The organism is Shewanella pneumatophori (genome assembly GCF_023283895.1).
GTDB classification, from domain to species: domain Bacteria; phylum Pseudomonadota; class Gammaproteobacteria; order Enterobacterales; family Shewanellaceae; genus Shewanella; species Shewanella pneumatophori.
The window spans coordinates 49,433-72,213 of record NZ_JAKILB010000008.1; the positions used below are offsets into that span (position 1 = coordinate 49,433).

The 22,781-nt window shown below is 40.7% G+C and carries 19 protein-coding genes; 12 read left to right on the forward strand and 7 right to left on the reverse strand.

The features are described 5' to 3' along the window. The first annotated feature begins 41 nt into the window (after positions 1-41). The 4 genes from L2740_RS13495 to hepT all read left to right on the forward strand — a co-directional run bounded on the left by L2740_RS13495 (position 42) and on the right by hepT (position 1,839). A complete protein-coding gene (locus L2740_RS13495) occupies positions 42-290 on the forward strand; it encodes a type II toxin-antitoxin system Phd/YefM family antitoxin (protein ID WP_239891619.1) in 249 nt (82 codons plus the stop codon). Next, a complete protein-coding gene (locus L2740_RS13500; protein WP_248950682.1) occupies positions 280-564 on the forward strand; it encodes a type II toxin-antitoxin system RelE family toxin in 285 nt (94 codons plus the stop codon). Before L2740_RS13495 ends, L2740_RS13500 begins: the two co-directional genes overlap by 11 nt. Before the next feature lie 455 nt (positions 565-1,019). Further along, positions 1,020-1,442, forward strand: coding sequence for a type VII toxin-antitoxin system MntA family adenylyltransferase antitoxin (mntA, locus tag L2740_RS13505; protein WP_248950683.1), 423 nt, complete (start codon positions 1,020-1,022; stop codon positions 1,440-1,442). Then, positions 1,435-1,839 (forward strand): type VII toxin-antitoxin system HepT family RNase toxin, encoded by a 405-nt coding sequence (gene hepT / locus L2740_RS13510; protein ID WP_248950684.1) that lies wholly within the window; start codon positions 1,435-1,437, stop codon positions 1,837-1,839. Before mntA ends, hepT begins: the two co-directional genes overlap by 8 nt. Positions 1,840-2,212: 373 nt before the next feature. Here the strand turns inward: hepT and L2740_RS13515 are convergent, their stop codons facing one another. Both L2740_RS13515 and L2740_RS13520 read right to left on the reverse strand, forming a co-directional pair. Then, positions 2,213-2,602, reverse strand: a complete 390-nt coding sequence (locus tag L2740_RS13515; protein WP_248950685.1) for a hypothetical protein — start codon at positions 2,600-2,602, stop codon at positions 2,213-2,215. A gap of 310 nt (positions 2,603-2,912) precedes the next feature. After that, positions 2,913-4,601 carry a hypothetical protein gene (locus tag L2740_RS13520; protein WP_248950686.1) on the reverse strand — a complete coding sequence of 563 codons (1,689 nt, stop codon included), beginning with the start codon at positions 4,599-4,601 and terminating at the stop codon, positions 2,913-2,915. A 1,351-nt stretch (positions 4,602-5,952) separates the two neighbouring features. Between L2740_RS13520 and L2740_RS13525 the strand changes: the two genes are divergently transcribed. From L2740_RS13525 to L2740_RS21510, 8 genes are all read left to right on the forward strand, one after another. Then, complete coding sequence (locus L2740_RS13525; RefSeq protein ID WP_248950687.1) at positions 5,953-6,510, forward strand: hypothetical protein; 558 nt, start codon at positions 5,953-5,955, stop codon at positions 6,508-6,510. After that, complete coding sequence (locus tag L2740_RS13530; RefSeq protein WP_248950688.1) at positions 6,507-6,818, forward strand: hypothetical protein; 312 nt, start codon at positions 6,507-6,509, stop codon at positions 6,816-6,818. The genes L2740_RS13525 and L2740_RS13530 overlap by 4 nt, the downstream gene beginning before the upstream one ends. A gap of 57 nt (positions 6,819-6,875) precedes the next feature. Next, the gene (locus L2740_RS13535) at positions 6,876-8,093 is read left to right on the forward strand and encodes a site-specific integrase (protein WP_248950689.1); all 1,218 of its coding nucleotides are present in this window, start codon (positions 6,876-6,878) and stop codon (positions 8,091-8,093) included. 1 nt (position 8,094) lies between these two features. Further along, complete coding sequence (locus L2740_RS13540; RefSeq protein WP_248950690.1) at positions 8,095-11,085, forward strand: site-specific integrase; 2,991 nt, start codon at positions 8,095-8,097, stop codon at positions 11,083-11,085. A 12-nt stretch (positions 11,086-11,097) separates the two neighbouring features. Continuing rightward, positions 11,098-12,354, forward strand: a complete 1,257-nt coding sequence (locus L2740_RS13545; protein ID WP_248950691.1) for a hypothetical protein — start codon at positions 11,098-11,100, stop codon at positions 12,352-12,354. Between the two features lie 868 nt (positions 12,355-13,222). After that, positions 13,223-14,389 carry an Arm DNA-binding domain-containing protein gene (locus L2740_RS13550; protein ID WP_248950692.1) on the forward strand — a complete coding sequence of 389 codons (1,167 nt, stop codon included), beginning with the start codon at positions 13,223-13,225 and terminating at the stop codon, positions 14,387-14,389. Positions 14,390-14,549: 160 nt separating this feature from the next. Continuing rightward, a complete protein-coding gene (locus tag L2740_RS13555; protein ID WP_248950693.1) occupies positions 14,550-16,262 on the forward strand; it encodes a formate--tetrahydrofolate ligase in 1,713 nt (570 codons plus the stop codon). A 1,002-nt stretch (positions 16,263-17,264) separates the two neighbouring features. Continuing rightward, positions 17,265-17,420: an integrase core domain-containing protein gene (locus L2740_RS21510; protein WP_420833533.1), complete on the forward strand. Its 156-nt coding sequence runs from the start codon at positions 17,265-17,267 to the stop codon at positions 17,418-17,420. Positions 17,421-17,604: 184 nt separating this feature from the next. On the opposite strand, the gene L2740_RS13560 is transcribed toward L2740_RS21510, so the two are convergent. From L2740_RS13560 to L2740_RS13580, 5 genes are read right to left on the reverse strand one after another with little or no spacing between them, the layout of a single operon-like run. Next, entirely contained in the window at positions 17,605-18,153 is a 549-nt protein-coding gene (locus L2740_RS13560) for a sugar transferase (protein ID WP_248950694.1), read from the reverse strand. 9 nt (positions 18,154-18,162) lie between these two features. Next, positions 18,163-19,104, reverse strand: coding sequence for a UDP-glucose 4-epimerase family protein (locus L2740_RS13565; protein ID WP_248950695.1), 942 nt, complete (start codon positions 19,102-19,104; stop codon positions 18,163-18,165). Then, positions 19,101-19,841, reverse strand: a complete 741-nt coding sequence (locus tag L2740_RS13570) for a glycosyltransferase family 2 protein (RefSeq protein ID WP_248950696.1) — start codon at positions 19,839-19,841, stop codon at positions 19,101-19,103. The genes L2740_RS13565 and L2740_RS13570 overlap by 4 nt, the downstream gene beginning before the upstream one ends. A 46-nt stretch (positions 19,842-19,887) precedes the next feature. Next, the gene (locus L2740_RS13575; RefSeq protein ID WP_248950697.1) at positions 19,888-21,312 is read right to left on the reverse strand and encodes a mannose-1-phosphate guanylyltransferase/mannose-6-phosphate isomerase; all 1,425 of its coding nucleotides are present in this window, start codon (positions 21,310-21,312) and stop codon (positions 19,888-19,890) included. A gap of 35 nt (positions 21,313-21,347) precedes the next feature. After that, positions 21,348-22,760: a phosphomannomutase gene (locus L2740_RS13580; protein WP_275974244.1), complete on the reverse strand. Its 1,413-nt coding sequence runs from the start codon at positions 22,758-22,760 to the stop codon at positions 21,348-21,350. Between the last annotated feature and the right edge of the window lie 21 nt (positions 22,761-22,781).

Here is a 22,781-nt window from a genome sequence, read left to right on the forward strand (position 1 = left end):
ACGCTATAATGACCGAATAAACAACCTAATTAGAGACCGCTATGACGACAAGAATTTTAGCTGATGTAGCAGCAAGTATTACCGAGTTTAAAGCTAATCCAATGAAAGTTGCCTCAAGTGCATATGGTGAAGCAGTTGCTGTTCTGAACAGAAATGAGCCAGCATTTTATTGTGTACCAGCAGAAGCTTATGAGTTATTGATGGATCGTCTTGAAGATTTAGAATTGTTATCTCTTGCTGCGGAGCGAGAAAATGAAGAAACGATTTCGGTAAACATCCATGACTTATAAGCTAGATTTCAAAAAGAGCGCATATAAAGAGTGGAGTAAGCTAGGTGCAACGCTTCGTGAACAATTTAAGAAAAAATTAATTGAATGCTTAGAAAACCCTCACATTCAGGCATCTAAACTATCAGGAGCTGATAATTTATACCAAATCAAACTAAGACAGTCAGGCTACCGCTTAGTATACAAAGTCGAAGATAATGTAATCACAGTCACCGTCTTAGCTGTTGGTAAAAGAGAGCGCAGTGACGTTTACAAGAAAGCGATGCACAGGAATTGACTATAGCGTGTTATCGCCCCAATCTGCGTAATAGAAATCCACATCAAAATCATCAAGTACAATATCGTAGGCTTCAGCCTTTAGGTCTCTGTAGTGATAAACGACCTAAAAAGAAGTCACGGGGAATTCGGCCCGGCTTGAAATTTGTCCCTGCGCCTTTCGTTGCTTGCTCCCTAGCCCTCTCTTGCTGGATAGTTATCTACACACTCAAAACGGTAGGATTGATATTCGCTCATGCTAACCTGCTAGTGCTATGTATTAAATTGAAAGGTCTGAGCTACTGCACGCTTTACCTTCTTAGTCTTTTCTGTCAGTGTGGCGTTCCGTCAACCGTAAGCCAAAGGCCGTTCCGCTTTTCCGTCTTCGCTTACTCGGCTTTAACTTCTTAGCTTCAACCCACTGTGATACACTTAATTGAGCAAAACCATAAAGTCACATGGGCATTTTTTATAATTATGTTTAATTTAAATAAAACATTTTTGATTAATTCTATTCTCACTAAAGTCCCAGATGTAAAACTTATCTATTTATTTGGTTCCTTCGCTAGTGGTGAACAACATTCTGAAAGTGATTTAGATATTGCTATATTGCCAGCTAAGGCACTAGATAACCTTGACCGTTGGCAAATTGCGCAAACATTAGCATGTGAACTCAATATCGATGTCGATTTAATTGATTTAAATACCGCATCAACCGTATTGTGCCAACAGGTTATTACTCAGGGAAAATTGCTATGGGGAAGCCAGAATGATGATAATTATTTTACGGTTAAAACCATGTCCATGTACCAACACCTGCAAGCGGAAAGAAGTATGATATTAGCCGATTTCACTTCTAATAAAGTGGCGCATAGCAGTAAGGGAACAACTAATGAATGATATTCTCATCAATAAAATAGCCACGATCAAACGCTGTCTAAAACGTATAAATGATGTGTATGGTGATGGAACGTTATTTAAGCAAGATTTTACACTACAAGACAGTGTGATACTCAACCTACAACGTAGTTGTGAAGCTTGCATTGATATAGCCAATCATTTAAACCGCCAACATCAATACGGTATCCCGCAAAGCAGCCGAGATAGCTTAACCTTGTTAGCACAAAACAATGTACTGAACGAAGAGTTAGCTAATAACCTAAAAAAAATGGTGGGTCTAAGAAATATAGCGGTACACGACTATCAAGAGCTTAACCTTGACATTGTGATTCATGTTATCAAGCATCATTTAAGTGACTTCGAAGGCTTTATTGAAGCAATTAAAAGAAGGTCTTAGATTCTAGGAGGAGTAGATCTAGCCACTACATTTTAACCAGGCAACATAAATACAGAACACTAAATTTTGCTAATATTTAGTGACTAGATTATGTGATACCAAACTTTGGCGGCAAAGCAGGGAGAGGAGCCTTACTTTTTCGATTAGAGCCTGCCCTAGAAGAGCGACTTGCATTAGCAGGGAACTTGTTCTCAATTATCTTTTGAACGTACCGAAGTTGGCGGGCCGCTTTTTCAGCCTTAAGCTCTTCATAGCTATCACTCATCATAAGCCCCTAATTATTCGTTCGCTTAAATTATACTCAGCACAGTTCATTCGAAGCAAACTCCTAGACTTAACGTAAGCGAGTTACCGTTCTCCAGACGATAACCGATTACGCATTAATAAGCCCATCAATGTACGCTTGAAGGCGTTGCAAGCATTGACGATCACCATTACAAATGAAATCAATTGGCAGCATCCCATTAAAGGGTGAAGCATGATTAACCATGCTCATAAAGCCGTAGACGTTTTTTTGATTACTAAATGCTACGCGCAACCCAGCATGTATATTCAAAATATAACTAACTCTTTCGACTTGCTCGTCACTAAAGCTCATCTCTTCAAAACTCGAAGCTTCAACACTCAAAGCATCAAAATTTTCAGGTAATTTAAGTAAGGCTTGAATTTGCTGCTGGTTGCAATTCCACTTTGCTAGGAGATCCAATACTGTTTTCAAGCCAACTCGAACAACTCTTGGCTCGGTACAATCGATATTTTGCATATAAACTCCTAAATATAGTGGTACTGAGAGCTAACTTATGGCACCCAAATTAATGCTATTGAAGACTATTCCACTTTTCTGTCATATGATTATCAATGCTCGTCAGTAATTGATCCGGGCCCCCTAGTTTTTTCTTCTTGAACAAACCTTCTGGTCTTAATAGAAGAGTAATTTGTTCTAGTTAATAGCTTATAAGCATCTGATAAGTCATTGTTATTAAATTCACAACTTGTAAATTTTGAGCTTGTCTGTGTTACTCAAACATTAAAGCTGGCTCATCTAAGTTAATTGATAAGCCAGGTTGCTCTATTTAATAAAAACTTCTCTCAAATTGAGTTAGTCTGGAGTTATCAATCATACGAAATGGATTTAACAAAAAATCATCAGGTAACTTAAAAGAGTTAAGCATAGAGGACTCATTTTTGGGTAAAAGAGGTAAACTTTCGAGAAATCCGTTTAAGTTCTCTTCTAGACTTGAAAATGTACCTTCCTCTGCTTGGTAAACTAGGCCATTTTTCATTGACTTAATTAACTTATCCTTTCCTAGGATGCGCAATGCATTGATAAAACGATCTGATATGCAAATAAATATTGTCCAATCATTCTCTTTTCCACAGCTAAACATATTTGAATCCAAATTAACGAATTTCTGAGAGTCATCACTGAAGATTTCTATACGCAAGGAAAGATCAGGCGACTCATCCCAGTCGCCTGACACCTTACAGATAACCTCTTTAGTGCCATATTCATTTTCGTGAATAAAAATATTTCTATTGCATATTTTGCTGATAACCTGCTCGGCTAACAAAGAATTTTCTACTTTCACAAACCACGTTTCATAGCCTTCTTCAATATGCGGCTTTAATTCAAGCTCTCGCCTTATTAAAGTGTCACAAGCAGGCTTAATAAAAAGCAATTTATGCACTCCGTTTTGTTCTTCGAGGTTAGGAACAAAGCCTTCCTGCTTTGAGCAAAGCGCATAAATTGACTCAAAGTGATCACTATCCTCACTATTGTGCTCTAGAGTAGTTGGATTAACAGATATCCACTCCATAGATAATGGAAGCCCATCGAGAAGGAAAACCTGAGAATCATTAAAGTGATATTTATCACTACCCATGATCCATTTGTTGTTAGGTAATCCACTTATGTCATCTACAGGATAACCAAAAACAAGATAACTATTTGAAAGCATATCTTTATTGTTAAAACTAAAACCAATAGGTAAATCATCAGCCTCGTCCCTACCATCAAGTCCAGAGATATTCAGCAGGCTTTGCATATCTTGTTCTATTACTTTTTCTGAGTTGGTTAGCTTAGATTGTGGCAGTTTAAACTCAATAGAGTCATCATCAGGGTTACTTAATCTTGCTTGAATATAGCCATAAACCGCAGCTCGTAACTTTTCTGGTTTTACTACATTTAGTTTAAACTCATCCGAATATGTTGGGGCAATCTCTGCTGCGATACTAATAAACTCTTCTTTAAGAGGCCAATTAGCAGGCATGAATGTATTAATGGCAAGCAAACGATAGCAAATATTGTTGATTTTTATGTGGTTTACCAACACGGTGCAGGGAGAGTCCACTGAATTTATTAGTACTTCCCAGGTGCTAGTTTGCCTGATCTTAAAAAAAAGCGAACCAAAAGAATCCTCTTGTTTGGGTAGGCCAAAAATTTGATATACCATATTTGTCAAGCCTAAGCGGTTTGTATTAGATAGTACACGTGAACTCAGTCTGTCGACGAGAATAGGAATAACACTTTTTAGCTTATCCACCTCGATTTCAGTAGATAAATGATTAATTCTAGCTAATTCAAACCAGCGTGACTTCTGCTCTGGCTCTGCAAGTCTGGTAAGCAAATCTTCGTAGCTGGGACAATGATAAAAGGCCCAAGCTATTATCTTATATGCATCGCTCAGTTGAATATCTAGAAGATTAAAAAGGTTGTAAACTTGCTGTTTAACATTAGCTACTAGTGGGTTTTCTTTAGACATAATTATCTCCAACATGTATTTTCTCAACACAGAAATCCGCCCGATCTATGTTGAATTACATTATTGCAGAAATTATAAAATTGATTTTATTCTATCATCTTAAGAGAAGGATTCGCCGGATAAGTGCGCGGATACAAGTAGTCTCTTATCTACTTACTTTCGATACTAAGGAATAGAGTCTAGATTTGCAACTTATAATTTTATAAAATTAAAGGGATCCAAAGCTATAGTTTATCTAGTCATTGATGTTCAAAACAGCTCTAGAGCCCTACCCAATGGACACATTACAAGCTTTAACTCTAACAAGCACTCCTCAGTTAATGAATTCATTTTGAAACTTAACGCCTCATTTACTTCACTAACCAGCTATTATAACTTCGTAAAGTAAATGTCGAGTCTATCAACCCTGCGTAACGATCCATGTAACGTTTTACGGAGTGACCCATCAATTTAACATTGTTCTAATTAGCCTTAAATGTAATGCCTCAATCGTTTTATTATCTCGGATGATAGACTTCTTATTATGCTGAATTTAACTATGGCAGCTTAATGGCTTTGTACCACTACACAACAGACCGAATTCACAGACTTTCCACGCATTGGATTAAGTCATATTATAACTACCTCCTTTTCATCTACGATAGCCAAAGATCGTGCCACTCCAAGCCTTTCTATCTACTTCCACGCACTAATCACGCCAAGTTCATCGCCTATTAGTGCAGTGTTTACAAGCTTTTTACTTACAATTACCAAATACTTTTAATTCAATAAAGTCATGGAGATACAGTGCATCCCCTAGGGGCTATACAGATACAGCCCGGTACTTTTTAATCACGTTTTCGACAATCCCATCCTATGAACTCATGTATTTAGAGAGCAGAACGATGAAGCAAAGAAATTACTCAAATGGCGATTAAAGCGTTTATCAGAAGCTAGCAGTACACAGAGATAAGCCAGAAAAGCAAACCCAACCAAAACTTGTATAAGACTAGCATAAGCATCAAATAACCTGATAAAAGTCCGCTCTAGTAAGCCAGCCCTTAAGTCGCGTTAAGTTATTAAGCGTTAAGCCTCCACTGAATATTTAGTTGCTTATTAAATTTCAATCGTGTTATCAATAAAATAAGTCATCATGTTCAATTAATGAACAGCAATAATCTGACTAACAAGCACTGTTCTGAGATTTTTAGTATTTCAGAAACAGCAGACTCTGCGCCTTGCTTACCCGTAACTCGCTGAGCCATAACTAGCAGTCACGTAAATGGTTGACCCATAAATAGTCTCTCTAAGGTTTATATGAAATAACAATCAAACAACAAAAGGATGCAGGCAAAAATATTGCCCAGTAGATATGAAAACAAAGCAGCGCCTAATTAGTAGCTTTACCCTCGAGTACCACCCGTTGGTCGCAAGTTTACTCAGCGATGAGCTAACGGTGCAGTTCCCGCCCTGCGTAGTTGAATATCTTCACGAGCACCAAATACACATCTTACTGCAAACAATAACCCTTCATGTCATACCAATAACGCCAGAACACTATCAGCTTTTAAGCCCCGAACCACTGTTTGCATTGTTGCGACAGCATCCCTGTGTTCAATCACAAAAAGTCAGGCTCTGTGAATACCAACATTCAGCGGATAACATCGAGCAGGTCATCACAACATTAATGCTCACGCTGCCTGCATTGCAATACAGCCATCAATCTTCAACACTAAAAACGCTGGCCTCTCGACTTAATACCGCTAAATCCAACCCTTCGCTACCCGTCCTGTCACAACTAAACGAGTCTCCAACAAAAAAGTCACTGCCAAAGAAAAGCCAATTAGCATTATTTGCAGGGGTATCACCATCGGCAATACGGCTTGACAGCAACAAGCGAGCCCACAATGACGATAAGGGCAAAGCATGAGTAAACTAAGTGCCATCAAACGCAATACCCGTCAACGTAATAGCGGCGGTGTTTACCCAGAGCCCATGAGTGTTGCCTTAACACTCCTTACCGCCCTGCATCGATTAAAATCACGTAAACGCCCTACCGCGAGCAAAAAAATCAGCAGTTACGACCGACAGTTGTTTTATTTTGTTTATCTATGGCTAACAGGCGAGCTTGCAGATTGCCGGACGACTAACGATATCCCCACAATAGACATACTGACAGGCAGTGAGCCATGCAAAGCCAATGCACTGCGGCGAGTAAGGATGAATAATATTTCCTGAGTCGAGTATGCATTAGCGCACCAGACTCATCATGGTATTAAATGGCAGTGGCAGCCTTTGCCAAATGGACTCAATGCCTACTTTAGCCATGCATTAACCCAGTCTACCGAGCATTGGCAACTGTCTATTCAGGAAAAAGAGACGTTCATTGATTGGTTGACGACAAAATGGCGCACACCAAGCTCGTTGTTAGGCCGATACCGCATGCGCCGTGATGGACTTTTTGGTTACTTCAAAACGTTAGCCAATCTTGATAGTGGCCTATCGACACTCAGCAAACGTGCATTGCTCGGTGAAGAAGGTTTACATCATCACTCCGCCAGTGCTTATCAATCCCAAGACAGCGAGCAGCTACGTTATGAGATCTTTCACGCCCAAACCCGCTATCTAGACAGGCTACGACAAGTATTGATGGAGCCAAAGCTTGAACCCATGCTCAATGTCCCCCTTCCCATCACAGCCAATCAGCGCTCACTGCTACATAAAAATGATCCGCTACCAGCGTACTTATCAGAGCCTGGCCGGATTGCAGAATTTCACCTCGATCTCACTGAGGCGACCAAAACCTATATCAAAACGCCACCGCTTGCCATTGGCTCACAGCGTATGTTGCAGGTAGACAAAGTCCGATCTTTTTTCCGTCATATACACCAACAAGGGAAACAGCTAACTCGCCCGCAGTGCACCGCCACCGCCTTACGTGAGTTAGTTAATTTTCGTGCCAGTGAACTCGCATTATTGTTTATTGTATTAACTGGCGTTCGCCCAACTCATGCAATTACGCTTGAGCAAACTTATTGCTTTAACTTTAAGCACGCTATTGTTAGCGACAAAGGCCGTTGGCGCAGCGTGACACTACCTGACTATCTACAGCAAGCCATCCAGCGATTTGAACAGCTCAAACAGCAACTCAATCAACTTTTTCCGAAACATGCTCCCTCTGTATTGCTGTGGTATCAAATCAATGAGCTTGGTGAGCCGCTGCCGCTGACAGCAAAAACACTACGCCACTTTATGACGCATCATTGGTCTGAATGCTTCCCAAACGATCGAGTGGTGCCCTACCAGTTACGGCACTTTTTTGCTCAGCATGCGAGAGCGGCGCTCGATCCGGTGTTATCCACCCAAGATGTAGATCAACTAATGGGACATTCCTCTTTTGGTGAGCACCTCGGCAGTGACATGCATTTCCCAGCATCACAGAAAAAGCTCAACAAGCATCTGAATAGCATTAGTGATTTTTTACAGCTGCCACCTGTCATGGAGGATAATTGAGATGCTCGATTACAGCACGCTACAGCGCTACCATGACGATCAGGGACTCGCGATAGAAGCACGCAGTGAGATCGATTGGGTATGTTTGCAGATTGAGCAACACGCCAGCCAACGTCAACTCAGTGAAGTCCATCTCAAGCATATCAATCAGGCCATAAACGATATTCCCACAGGACGGCAACGTCGACTTAAGCGAGCACGAGATCAAGTCTTACAATATCTTTATGACGTCTGCGATTGGTCGCTACCGCAAAAACAGGAGACGCGTTGTCAAGACAGTGCACTAAAGTGGATGCATGAAATACAAGTCTTCAATGATAATGCTGGCACATTACTTCGAGGCTACCAACAGCAACGCCAGCTCTTTATCGCCGAACGACAGAGCAAACTTAAGAGCAACGCTAAAAACAACACTAGGAACAAAACTAGAAACAAAAATAACAGCGAGGTAAAAAGCGAATTAGCTTGGTTACTCACCGTACTCTGCATCGAGGTTGCTCCCCTGCCGTTAAGTTACTGGCAAGCGGTTCTCAGTAGTACTGATCCCATTGAATTTTTTGAAGGTCAATATACCCTTAAGGTGCCGCACCCAACGCCTATCGCTGCGTTTGCCAGCAACACTCAGCCAAGTTTTACCCGATTACCACTGCCGCTGTTTGCTTATCGCCTCTTACAACAATATTTGCTACAACAATCTTTACTACAGCAATCTTTACAACAACAATGTACGCTGCAGCAAGCTCAGGCGCCAACCACCAATGCACTGCTACAAGCGTTAAATCATGCGTTATCGGCGCAGCCTTATTACCTCACTCCGCGCTCGGCAGCCCAGTGGCAACGGACGTTTCAATCTTTGTGGCATCATCATTATCAAGTGCCTGCCGAGCTATTGCGTGATATTTCCGATCCTCAACGCCATGTCGCAACATTGGCGTACACCTACAACCCGACTCTACCTGTTTCAGTCAAAAACTCGCTTTATCAGCCTATTGTATTTTCTCAACTAGAAAAGCAAGGCGGCATTACATCAAAATCGAGCAAGCCTCATTGGCCTCACAGAGATTTAATCAAGTATTACCGCCGTAAAAGCAACACATCCTCATCAGCCGTCATGCCATTAGTGCCCAATTGGACTCAAGATAACGTCCTTCCCAAACTGCTGTTTCACTTTTGTGAATCGCTATTTATTGAGGGCGGAATTAAACGTGACAACCTACCTGCGGATACCGTCGACCGCTACAGCAACTTTTACAAAAACCTTGCTCCGTTATCATATCAAGCAGCCTGCGAACCCGATAAATTAGTCGAATGGGCGCAACAAGCATTTGCAATGCTTGAGAGCAAAGACTCTCAGGCGTGGCATTTCTACCAATTTTTGCGCAGCGTGGCGCAGCAGCCATTAACCGACCACCTTAATTTGAGTCAATTTGAAAAGCCAAGCTTACCTGCTCGTATTGATCCTTTTAGGCTCAGCGTCTCGCAGTTACACCAGGTTATCGAGCACTTACTATCATCCAACAATGGTAACGCGCTGCAACGGCTATTTGCCAGTGTTGCAGCCTTACTTGGGTTTTACGGCGCTTTACGTCGAGGCGAGGTATTGCGTCTTCGAGTCGGCGATATTCGTCAATTCGGCAATCAAAACAACCGTTTTCAGCTGACGATTACACGGACTACTGAGGGCCAAACAAAAAGCCGGCAAACTCGCCACGTGTATATCGTTATGCCTGAAGTCGCTGCAAAGCTCATACGAATCGTCATTAAAATGCATGCAGAAAGTGATAACGCCCAACCATTATTGGCCTTATGTGGTGAATCGATTGCTTCACGCGCCAGTCACTATCTATATCCAGTGACGCAAGTGCTCAAAGGGTTGTTTGGTCAGCAAGTACGTTTTCATCATTTACGCCACTCAGGTGTAGAACTCACCTATCTGCAAGGATTGCATTTGGCCTATGAGCGAGAAGATAACCATTTAGCCTCGTTGCTCGATGATAACGCCATGCAAACGATGCTGACTAAACAGAGCTGCTTAGCACGCTTTAGTTTTTGGTTAGAAGGCCGAGATTTTAGCGAGATAAACGACAGCTTGCTTTTTGATGTGATTAGCGCTCAATTTGGCCATGCACACTATGCCACCACACGGCGTCATTACCTGCATGGTCTTGAGCGGATCATTCCGCTATTTAAACCACATAAACGCAACTACAGCCGGGATGAGTTGCGCTACCTTTTAGATATACCCACTGGGTCAAATGACATCTCCAGAGTGCTTACTGAGCTTAGCCCTGAGTATGCAGCGTTGCCTGAACAAGCCAAAAAATACCATCAACCCAGCTTTAGTGAGGCGCAACTCCTAAAAAGGATGGTACCCAAACAGGTCGTTTCTAAGCATAAACAGCAATGGTGTGATGATGAATGGTTTAAACGATGGAGTGAGCACATACCAAAACAATGGCATAGCAGACAAACTTTTTATCTGATGAATACCCAGGCAATACGCATGTTAACAACGGGCGAGCTTACCATGAAAGCCCTTAGCCAAGCGTGGTTGCAGTTAGGACAGCACCAGCGGTTAGTGCTGGATAAAAAGCAACGCACTGCGATTAAGCACTTAGGCGGAGCAAGAGTTATTGAAGCAAAGGCGAGTAAAATTTCGGCAAAACAGGATGAGCCTAGCCAGCTCGATATGGTCTTTAATTGCCCCTGTAACCAACGCACACTTAAGGCGTTTCAAAGCTTATGCCATCAAGGCGCAATGAAATCATTCGATGCCACACTGACCTTAGTGCAAAACCGAAAAAGCCTTAATAGCAATAAGCTCGCATTAATTAAAAGCCGCTTTGCGCGCAAACAAGACAAAGTGCAGCATAACGTTATACCTGTTGGTGACACCCGCCTTAATATCACGCTGCACACGCCATTTTCCACCGCAATATTCAAACATCCACTCGCCCAATATTTTGATGATTTATCAACTATCACCGCTTAAGAGGATCCCACCATGCCAAAAATTGAATTTAATGCAGACAGTAAACAAGGCATAAGCCACCTGGTAGATACCATCAGCGACAAAGATCCTATTCCATATGTCACCGTGGTGATAGAGACCAAAGAGGTCGGCTATTTAATTGGTGGGCAGAGCGACTTTCCCTCTATGGTTAAGTTGCCACTTAACAGCGACTGGGGGCTCAAAAAAGGTCAATGGTCATTATGTGCCAGTAGCTTTAGTACATGGTGGCGAGCTGAGTCAAAAAACACCTTAGATGAAACCCCAATCACTATCGAAGTGGAATATGGCAAACAGCAAAAACTACCACTGCTCAATGGCCTGATGGCGCAAGTATCTCGTCTCTATATTCAAGCCAAACCGCCAATAGAGGCTCATCTTGCCTTTCTTGAACAACATAAAAATCAAACTTACCAAGTATTACCAACAGATTCAGCGAGGGTGATCCTTGAAGTCGCAGATTCTCATCAACCTTTTGATGTGTTTGAACTCATTAAAGAGCAGCAAAAAGTCCGTATTGAGCGTGACAACAACATTCAAACCTGTGCGCTACCAGAGAATATGAAAGCAACACATGGCATATTGCTCAACAAAGAAAGCGTGTTACAACTGGAAAGGATCTGCCATAACACTGATGCAGAGCAGATCCAGTATTATTTGGATGATGAACGCGCGATATTTAGTGATGGGAACTGCGTGAGCTCCAGCTCGTTAGCATCGCTGCGTGAATATCGATTAAAAAAAGAAACTGTGTATCGAACCGAAGTGAAAATTATCATCAACATTTACGATTTTAAGGAAGATCTTAAAAAGTACTTGTCGATTACGCCATTAAAGAAAGCGAATCAAGCGCTACTCTATATTGATGCAGACTATGTCATGCTTGCCAGCTTAGTTGAAGAAACCGGCAGTAACCGTTTTATCCGTACCAAACATATCGAATGTGATAAGCCTTCGCTATACAGCATCAACCTCAGTCAGCTTAGTCGTGTGCAGATCAAAGATATTACCAGTGCAGAACAAATGAAAATCGCAGTTTTAATTAATGAGCAAGGCGAATTAAAGCTGGGATTTTATAACGACAGAGATAACAGCGATCCTTACCAAAGCATCACAGATATCGAATATGCGTCCCCCAAAATGGAGCTGGTGCTACAGTCAAAAGCCAAGCTAGAGATAATGTTAAAACAACAAGATGCAACAGGGGATGAAGATAGCCAAGATGATTTGTTTGGTTTTGAGGATGTGTGATTATTTGGCCGGTATCAACTCAGGCTGTCTTTAGGCACTTCACAGTAGAGCACTGCTCCAAACAGCAATCGAGACGCTGAAAGTAGCAGCGTGTTTCAAGCTAGCTTGCAATACCGACACAGGGGGCCTGACTACCTTAAAAAACACTGAACGTATCAAGTTGATAATGGCTACTCTATATCCACTGTGTGACCAAAACGTTTGGCAGTCATAAAGCATTGTCTGTACTGAACGATTTAGATTACTGTTAGCATCAATTAGCACTAGTACTGACAACTATGCTGAAACAGGGTTTATCTTGAAGCCCTACTATCATCAGTCAGCCGCATTAACAACGTAAGTAAGTGTTGATTCATTTTTGATAAAAGCACGTACTGATTAACACTATGACGACTAGCACTTATGAGCTGCACTTATGAGCAGCACTTGTGGTTAGTACTTGTAGCGATGTTTTTCAGGTAGTTAGTGCTTACGATTAGTACTTGTGAACAGTACCTCTGAGTAGCACTTTTGATTAGTACTGGACAAATATACAGTTACAGCTATAGTAATAGATGTGTTTTTAACCAATAGCCCTATTTTAAGCAATATTGGTTATTAGCAATGAAGGAAAGAAACTAAGTAAGATTGGTTAGCTTTTGCTGTGAGAAAGCGTGTTTAACAAGCGAGACAGGCAAACGCGACTGACAAGCGAGAAGTAGGAACTAAGTTAACCTATAAAAAGCAGTTGGGGCAGAGTGGCGGCAACCACCCTACCCCGTACCGGCTACGATGACTATTAACCAGACCCAGCCGATGGATAAATTCTAACGAATTCCATTGGTAAGGGACAGATCTATTTAACGATCTGCAATCAATGGAGGCCACTATGGTTCATATTCGTATCCGCCCCAATGGGCGCATTCAGTTCGATCTACATCTCTATGGCTGCCGTTTTCGTGAAGGCACCAAGCTCATGGCAACCCCTAAAAACCTCGCTAGTGCCAAAGCCACCCTCAAACAAATGAATGCTGAAATTGATTTAGGCAGTTTTCAATATCGCGATTATTTTCCGAAAAGTAAGAAAGTCACCAAGTTTGAGAAGCTACAACGAAATAAATATCCCGACCGCCAATATCCATTTTTTGATACGTTTTCTAATCAATGGTTTGAACGACAAAAAGCCAAATGGAAGAACAGTTATCGTGATACGGTGCGCAATACCTTAGATAAATACTTAATCCCGCAGTTTGGCAATACTTTGGTCAACGAAGTCACTCTAGCGCAAGTTGATTTTTTCCGTCAGGGATTAATGGAAGGAGAGAAAAAGGATGGTTCACGACTGTTATCGAATAGGCGCATCAATAACATTCTGTGGCCGTTAGTGGCGATAGTCAGCCTTGCAGCAGAAGAGTGTAAGTTTGATTATTCATTAAGACGCTATCGCTGTCTCAAAGAAGAAAAAGCTGAATCCCACCCGATGACAATTGATGAGGTGCGCCAATTTTTAGCGAACGTGCCAAAACAATGGAAGGATTACTTTATCGTCCGCTTTTGGACAGGGATGAGAAGCTGTGAAGTGCATGGATTAGAATGGCAGCATATTGATTTTGACCATCGGCTCATCCGGATTAGACAGAACTGGGTCAATGGCGAAACATGTGATGTGAAAACACCGAAATCGCGCCGTGAGCTTAAAATGTGTGATTCCGTATTTGAGGCATTTAAACGGGTAAAAGAGGCAAATCGACCAGATTCTAACTTTGTGTTTATCGGACCTTCTGGAACGCCATTAGAAACCCACTTTGTGAGTAGAAAACTCTGGTATCCGACACTTAAAAAAGCAGGGTTAAGACTACGCCGACCTTATGAAACACGCCATACAGCTGCAGTTCTGCATATAGCAGCACATGAGAATCCACTATATGTTTCGCAAATGCTAGGCCACAGTGATACAAGACTGCTGTTTGATGTGTATGCGCCATATGTGGCTAATGCGTCTAGAACAGATGGTAATGCTTTTGATTCGTTGATGAGGGAACAAGGCTTAACGTAATATTCAAAATAAAAACCAAGGAAGGTTTATTATATATAATGTTTTATCGCATCTTGCTTAAGTTAAGAACCTGCACAGAGACTGACTTTACCCCATAAAATAATTACTTTAATATGCCGCCTTTCATAATAGATACTCAATAAAACAGCGATTCTAATTAATGCTTACTGACATAGAAATTTCTCATAATGCTCAACTTAAACCAATTACTGAAATTGCCGAAAATCTCGGTCTATTACCAACCGAATTGGTCACTCATGGAGAAGCCAAAGCCAAAGTAAATCTATCCATATTAGAACGCCTAAAAGACTCCCCTAAAGGCAAGATGGTCATCGTAACAGCTGTCACACCTACACCTTATGGAGAGGGAAAAACAGTCACAAGCATAGGACTTACACAAGGGTTACAAAAATTAGGATTTAAAGCCTGTGCCTGTTTAAGACAACCAAGCATGGGACCAATCTTTGGAATCAAAGGTGGCGCAGCTGGCGGTGGATATGCTCAAGTTGTACCAATGGAAGAGCTTAACTTCCATCTGACCGGTGATATTCACGCTGTTAGTAGTGCACATAACCTCGCGGCGGCGGCTATCGATGCCAGACTGCACCACGAACAAAGATTAGGAGAAAAAGAGTTTAAGAGGCAGTCAGAACTTAAACCACTGCATATCGACCCACAAAAAGTACTATGGAAACGCGTAGTAGACCATAATGACAGAAGCTTGAGGGAAATAACTGTCGGGCAAGGGGATATAAATGGTCCTCAGCATAGCTCAAGTTTTGATATTACAGCAGCTTCCGAATTGATGGCTATTCTTGCACTAAGTAAAAACCTCCAAGATATGCGTAAAAGAATTGGAAAGGTACATTTAGCGCTGGATAAATTCGGCTCTCCTATTACCGCAGAGATGCTAGGCGTTGCTGGTGCTATGACTGCAATTATGGCAGAAGCAATTAAGCCGACCTTAATGCAAACCCTTTCTGGTGCGCCTTGTTTCATTCATGCTGGACCTTTCGCAAATATTGCACATGGGAACTCATCAATCATTGCAGACAACATAGCTTTAGGATTAGCAGATATTGTAGTGACTGAAGGTGGTTTTGGTTCAGATATGGGATTTGAAAAGTACTGTAACATTAAAGTCCCTCAAGCCGGGAAGGTTCCAGACGCAGCAGTACTAGTAGTGACCTTAAAGGCACTGAAAGCAAATGGAGTGTTAGTGAATGATAGCGAAACTAAAAGCGTTGAACATCAGGCTCTTGAAAGTGGATATGAAAACCTTCGTTGGCATATCTTAAATATAATACAATATGGTATCCCAGTGGTCGTTGCGATCAATAAATTTGCAACAGACAATGATGATGAGATTGAATGGTTAAAATCAAAGTCTTTACAAGATGGGGCTTTTGCGTGTGAAGTAAGCGAAGCATTTGCAAAGGGTGACCAAGGTGCAGAACAGTTAGCTAAAGAAGTAATTAAGGCTACTAAAGAGCAGAATAAGTTTAAAACACTTTATGATAATGAAATGGGTCTTGAAGCAAAGCTGTCCACATTAGTAGAGTTAGGTTACGGGGCATCTGGGGTAGAGCTTTCTGAAACTGCAAAAAAACAGCTAAATGAAATCAAGCTATTAGCTTATGACCATTTACCGATTTGCATGGCTAAAACGCCACTATCGATTAGTCATAACCCAGAGTTAAAAGGCGCACCAAAAAACTTTATTATTCCAATAAAAGAATTTAGATTAAATGCTGGAGCTGGATTCATTACAGCAATAGCAGGTAATGTGATGACTATGCCTGGTTTAGGTGTGAAGCCTGCATACCTTAATATTGACGTAAATGAAGAAGGTCATATTGTGGGGGTAAGTTAAATCGCCACCTAGGTGAGATTAATCAATCCGCAATTTTAGATTATGCTCCTAATTAGAACTGACATATCAAGTTGATTTCTTAAGAGTTACCTATCTTGACTGGAGCAATGCAATTTTCAATCAAAATAAAAAGGTAACTCTCGTGTTGAATACTAATAATCCTATAATTAAACACAAAGCAGGTTTATTTAATTCAGCCGTAAAATTCGGTAATACAACTAAAACTTCTACCGTTATAGTCTTGCATCAAGAGATATATTTTACCATTATTGGGAAGTTTTAAGGACGGTAGAATACACAAGTAAATAAAAATGTGTTTTCTGCCTCGATATTGCAAATGATATTATCGATAACGAGATTGGTTTGAGCCAATGCATTCTGAATCCTCATTTATGTGACTCATACACATCCTTTCTGTATATTTGCGTATTATGAATGATGAAATTCAACAACATGTTTATGTAAATCGAGCTATTTAAGAGACGAAGGGGGCAGGTCAAATTTGCTAAAGTGCAGTATTTATAGGGCATGATGGCGACGCTATCAAGGGGTTAATAAGGATGGATTCGTCAGCCAACGTCCTCACTCGCGACCAAACCTAAAAGTGCGGACAAAGTAGAAGCTTTACTCATGGAATTGCGTGTAACAATATACCTAGGTGCTTGGAGACTTCAAAGTGAAATACCTAGGCTTCATGACATATCATTAACCTTTGCTACAGTCCAAAAAAATTCTTAAAAAAACACCAAATCAAGCCAATTCAAAAATTCAGACGAAAGTGGATTTCATTAATTACGAATGTCCTTTCCTTAGGTATAGACTTCTAATACCTTAGATTTCATTGATGATGTTATTGAAGATATGCCACTTCCAATACAACGCTTCCTGAACGAGCGGGGGGGAGTTTTTTTTGCCGGAAAGTACAGAAAAAGATGATGGTATTAAGTATCAAATTTCACTTAAATAAACCGCTTATCCAGATTTAAATGGTAAAGTTGAACCTTGTCAAAAACGGATAAAACCGAGTTTTACGCAACTGTAGATGTCAATTCAGATGATTTGGATAACCAGCTCTCTGAGTGGAGGCATTATTACAACTGGGATCGACCTCATAGTGCCCTCAAAGCCAAAACGTCAATGGAGAAGTATTGTACATAGAAAATGAAACGCCATTCTCTGATGAGGTAATGAGTGGCTATGATATTAAAAACGAAAGGCTTCAGGACGCAAATTACAAGCAGGATTTAGAGATCGTCAGATTAGAACGATCTCTATGAATCACACAAATTGCCTTGGTACGGCTATTCTATCCTTATCTAGCTCAATGGGACCGATAGAGCCCCTATTTTACAGCATCACCGCTGCCACTGCCAGTGACAGTCATCATGATGTACTTAAAGTAATCTTTAATGGATAGACTATCAATCATCTGCTTATCAGTTTTTGCTAATAAAGCTGGTGTAGACATATCAATGTTTTGAACTTGAGCTAAACCTGTTACACCAGGTAAAACATCGTAAACACCTAAAGCATCACGCTCTTTAATTAATTCTTCTTGGTTAAATAAGTTTGGGCGTGGACCAACCAAGCTCATTTCACCTTTAATCACATTAATTAGTTGCGGTAATTCATCAATCTTAGTTTTGCGCAAAAAATTACCTAGTTTAGTAATTGAAGAATTACTAGCTAAATGGCTTGCAACTGATTTTGTTTCAACAGACATAGTCCGGAACTTAATAAGTTTAAAAGCCTTCTTATTCTTTCCCACGCGAGTCTGAACAAAAATTGGAGAACCTGTATCAAACATGCCAATGACAGTAACAATGAGTAACACAGGCCATAGTAACAACAAGCCAACAAAGGCTGCTAAAAAATCAATGAGACGGATCATGTAAATACTCTATTTGTTTTTATTAATAAAAGCTTCTGCGGTTTCTTTAAAACCCTGTTCAAGCGTTTGTGGAGGAACCCAGCCTAACGTATCTTTAGTATGTGTGATATCAACCTCTAGAGATCCTAATAGCCTATTAACTACATCAGTCTTACCTGCTAACTTACCAACTAAGCGATAACACCATAAAGGTACAGGCAGTAATCTACTCGATTTTCCAAGCGCTTGTGACATATTCTTTACCATTGAGGCTGTAGATACATCATGATCATCAGAAACCAAAAATACCTGATTAGCAGCTTTTGGGTGGTCGATACAGGTAACAATTAGATCGACAAGGTTTTTTACTGAAACCAAGCTGCGTTTGTTATCAGTAATACAACCAAATGGTAACGGTAAACCTTTGGAGGTTAATTTTAATAACGAAGCGAAATTAGCCTTAACCCCAGGACCATAAACCAATGTTGGTCGTATAATGACTACCTCTAAACCAGTTTCCTCAGCATATTGTAATAGTTGTACTTCTGCTTCTGATTTAGACTGCCCGTAGAATTCTTCTGGATTCCGAGTATCATTTGAGCAAAAAGGTTGACCAATCAAAGTTGATTCGCCATTCACTTTTATTGAGCTAATAAAGATAAAACGTTTAACACCTGCTTGAAATGCCTGACGAGCAAGATTCATGGTCCCTGCGGTATTTACTTCGCGATAGCTGCTTAAGGGGTCATCAGAAGCATCATTCATTACATGAACACGTGCTGCACAATGAACCACTGTTTTTATACCTATTAAAGCATCCGTATAAGACGCGCAGCTATCTATACTTGCTTGAAAAAATTCATAATTAGGATGGTTACTATTGTTCCTATCCATCAAGCGAACTTTTAAATGAGGATTTCCCTTCAAAAAATATGAGCCTAAGAATCCATTAGAACCTGTGATTAATATCATTTAAATATATACCCCAACATTTTGGACGGGTACTTAGATAAAACTGAGAACCAAGATGCAGAGATTGAATTAGCTCGACATGCTTTTAAAATCTCTTGGTTTAAGAGTATATTTGAAGATAAACCTGAAGTACTAACTCCACCAACCCTCATCTTAACGGACTCTTGATTTATATATTTAAAACGACTATTGGCCAAATTAAACATACGAATTAACATTTCAAAGTCAGCAGCTATTTTATAGCTAGAGTCATACTCACCTACTTTTTCGTAACAAGCTCTTCGTGCATAGAAAGAGGGATGGGCGGGCATAAATCCACGAGAAAACATTTCCTTTTTAAAACTAGAAGAAGAGTAATGGCGCTTTTTCACTGAAAGATTAGTATCATAAAATCCAACATCCGCATACACGCCATCACAATCCATTATCTGTTCAGAAATGCATTGAATGACATTATTGTCAAATAGAACATCATCAGAGTTTAAGATACCTATCACATCTCCTGTCGCTAACTTTATTCCTTTATTCATAGCATCATATAAGCCCTTATCGGGCTCACTTACATGAACAGCCACAGAATCAGAGTAACGACTGATAATCGTATTGGTATTATCAGTAGAGTTACCATCGATAACTATATGTTCAATATTATGATAGGTTTGTTGAGCAATAGACTTTAGTGTATCTTCGATCGTCTTTTCTGAATTAAAGCATACTGTCACAATACTAATTTTCACGAATTAACCACCATGTAGTTCAACAACAATGTTACGTTTCCAACCATCAATTTGAACGACCATATTTATCTTCAAACCTAACGATGTCATCTTCACCTAAATAACCACCAGTTTGAACTTCAATAATTTCTAGATCGATTTTCCCTGGATTTTCCATACAGTGAGTGGCAGTAATTGGGATATAAGCTGCTTCATTTTCTGAATATAATCTACCTTCACCATTAATGGTAATTAGTGCAGTACCTTTAACGACGATCCAATGCTCCGCACGGTGGTGATGCATTTGAATCGATACTCTTTCCCCTGGCTTTACCGTGATGCGTTTAACCTGAAAACGATCACCGGTATCGATTGAGTCGTACTTGCCCCACGGGCGATATACTTCACGAGCGAGCTTATGTTCCGTTCGCCCATCAGCCTTAATTTGATTAACAATCTCCTTAACGTCTTGAACATTATCTTTATGTGCAACAAGTAAAGCATCTTTGGTATCGATAACAACTAAGTCATCTACCCCTAGTAGCGAAACAAGTTTATAGCCTGAGTGAATATGGTTATTATTAGCCTGCTTAACTATTACATCACCATGAGTCACATTACCGCACTCATCTTTATCTGACACTTCCCATAATGATGACCAAGAGCCTACATCGCTCCAACCAGCATCTAATGGGATCACTGAGATGCTGCCTGATTCATTATTTGATAATGGCTCCATCACGGCATAATCTACCGATTCATCAGGGCAAGCAGCAAACGCTTCATTGTTGAGGCGAATAAAGTCAAAATCTAATTTCGGGTTTGCAATGGATGCTTGGCAAGCTGTTAGCATCTCTGGCTGGTACTTACTCAATAGCTCAAGGTAACGACTAGCTTTGACCATGAACATGCCACTGTTCCAGTAGTAATTACCACTAGCTACATAAGATTCTGCGGTTGCCAAGTCAGGTTTTTCAACGAACTGTTGCACTGAGTAGCCTTGCGCTTGTTTGCTGCCCGCATGTATATAACCATACCCGGTTTCTGGTGCACTTGGTACGATACCAAATGTTGCAACACCACCATTTTCCGATACTTGTTTTGCTTCTGCGATAGCTTGGGTAAATGCTGCAGTATCTTGGATAACATGGTCAGCGGCCAATATCAATAAATTAGCATTGTCATCGATTATTTGTGCTTGAATAGCTGCAAGGGCAATTGCTGGTGCAGTATTGCGTCCAAATGGCTCTAAAATAATGCCACTGTTATCCATACCTAAAGCACGAATTTGTTCTGCAGCAATGAAACGATGTTCTTCGTTACAAATTAACATTGGCGCGGCAGTTTTTACACCAGTTAAGCGCAACAACGTGTTTTGAAGCATGGTCTCTGTATCACTTACCAACGATAAAAACTGTTTTGGATACATACTACGCGATAATGGCCACATACGGGTGCCATTACCTCCAGCCATAATAACGGGAATAATCATTATAAAACCTTTTTAAATCAATTTGTATTTGAATACTATTTAATTATGTTCGTAAGCACTTGAATCACTAATTGTTGGGCGACTACCATACTACTCGATTCTGCATAGCAGCGAAGCTCGGGGGCGTTACCTGATGGCCGAAGATGTATAACATCATCATTGCTTAATGTGATACGCAGCCCATCCGTTGTATCCATTGATACTATGGACTCCATTATGCCTAACTTCGTTAATAAAGCCTGTGGCAGCTCCTCTGCTTCAGCTATGATTTTTTGACTTGTTTCGGTTGAAAAACTTTGCATACGGTCGCTATAAGTAAAGCGCTGCGGTAACTTATCTACTACTTGTGAAATTGTTGTGTTTTGTGCCGCGCTTAATAACATGAAGAATGGTAGTAATGCGTCACGGGTTGGTAAGGCCTTCAAAGTACTAGCAGCTACTTGTACATCACTACCAAGCAAGAATCCGCCATTGGCTTCAAAGCCCGCTACGCTATCAAACTGAGCACTCAACTTTTCAAACTCAGCAATAACATAAGGAGAGCCAATTTTTGTGCGAGTCACTTGTTTGAATGCTGCGCTTTTTTCTATCGCTGTATTACAGCTTACAGGTACAGCTAATGCGTCAATGTTTAATTCGTTTGCACATAATAATCCCAAAATGTCGCCACGCAGCCAATCACCATTCTCATCCGCCACTAATGGACGATCACCATCGCCATCGGTTGAAAAAATAGCATCAAAACCATATTGTTTTGACCATGCCTTTGCTTTCGCGATATCTTCAATTGACACAGCTTCTGTATCGATAGGCACAAACTCATCACTACGACCTAGCGAAATAACTTCAGCACCTAAGCTCGAAAACAAATTTGCATATAAATCACGACCAGCACTTGAATGCTCGTAGATACCAATTTTCTTTCCTATAAGCAAGTTGGCATCAAATAAGGAAGCATAACGTTCTATATAGCTTTGTCTTGCATACTCGTTTTTTTTTAAAACTGGCAATTCGAAAATCGGTTCAAATAAAGCTCGTGACTCCAAAATTGCCACTTCATCAGCTTTCGTAATCTCGCCATCAGGTCGGTAAAACTTTAGTCCGTTACGGTCAAAAGGTATATGACTGCCTGTTACCATAATGCATGGTATATCATCTTGCATGGCACGATAAGCGAGAGCTGGTGTTGGGACGACTCCGTAATATACTGGAGTAAGACCAAGTTGCTTAATGGCAGCAACACAAGCCATTGCCATTGACGGGCTACTGGGACGATTGTCAATAGCAACAGCAACGCACTCAAAAGTAAACTGTGGCTGAATACCAGTTAGAAAGGCGTGAACAAAAGCTGCACATACGTCGTTAGAAAACTGAGTAACAAGTCCACGAGCACCACTAGTGCCAAACTTTACGCCAGATGAAGCTAAAACATCTTTGCTCAGTAACATCATACATCCTGGATTTCATTG

Bases quoted from the DNA above. Each gene is read 5' to 3' on its own strand.
- L2740_RS13495 (WP_239891619.1), top strand. From the start codon at position 42: ATGACGACAAGAATTTTAGCTGATGTAGCAGCAAGTATTACCGAGTTT.
- L2740_RS13500 (WP_248950682.1), top strand. From the start codon at position 280: ATGACTTATAAGCTAGATTTCAAAAAGAGCGCATATAAAGAGTGGAGT.
- mntA (WP_248950683.1), top strand. From the start codon at position 1,020: ATGTTTAATTTAAATAAAACATTTTTGATTAATTCTATTCTCACTAAA.
- hepT (WP_248950684.1), top strand. From the start codon at position 1,435: ATGAATGATATTCTCATCAATAAAATAGCCACGATCAAACGCTGTCTA.
- L2740_RS13515 (WP_248950685.1), bottom strand. From the start codon at position 2,602: ATGCAAAATATCGATTGTACCGAGCCAAGAGTTGTTCGAGTTGGCTTG.
- L2740_RS13520 (WP_248950686.1), bottom strand. From the start codon at position 4,601: ATGTCTAAAGAAAACCCACTAGTAGCTAATGTTAAACAGCAAGTTTAC.
- L2740_RS13525 (WP_248950687.1), top strand. From the start codon at position 5,953: ATGAAAACAAAGCAGCGCCTAATTAGTAGCTTTACCCTCGAGTACCAC.
- L2740_RS13530 (WP_248950688.1), top strand. From the start codon at position 6,507: ATGAGTAAACTAAGTGCCATCAAACGCAATACCCGTCAACGTAATAGC.
- L2740_RS13540 (WP_248950690.1), top strand. From the start codon at position 8,095: ATGCTCGATTACAGCACGCTACAGCGCTACCATGACGATCAGGGACTC.
- L2740_RS13545 (WP_248950691.1), top strand. From the start codon at position 11,098: ATGCCAAAAATTGAATTTAATGCAGACAGTAAACAAGGCATAAGCCAC.
- L2740_RS13550 (WP_248950692.1), top strand. From the start codon at position 13,223: ATGGTTCATATTCGTATCCGCCCCAATGGGCGCATTCAGTTCGATCTA.
- L2740_RS13555 (WP_248950693.1), top strand. From the start codon at position 14,550: ATGCTTACTGACATAGAAATTTCTCATAATGCTCAACTTAAACCAATT.
- L2740_RS13560 (WP_248950694.1), bottom strand. From the start codon at position 18,153: ATGATCCGTCTCATTGATTTTTTAGCAGCCTTTGTTGGCTTGTTGTTA.
- L2740_RS13565 (WP_248950695.1), bottom strand. From the start codon at position 19,104: ATGATATTAATCACAGGTTCTAATGGATTCTTAGGCTCATATTTTTTG.
- L2740_RS13575 (WP_248950697.1), bottom strand. From the start codon at position 21,312: ATGATTATTCCCGTTATTATGGCTGGAGGTAATGGCACCCGTATGTGG.
- L2740_RS13580 (WP_275974244.1), bottom strand. From the start codon at position 22,760: ATGTTACTGAGCAAAGATGTTTTAGCTTCATCTGGCGTAAAGTTTGGC.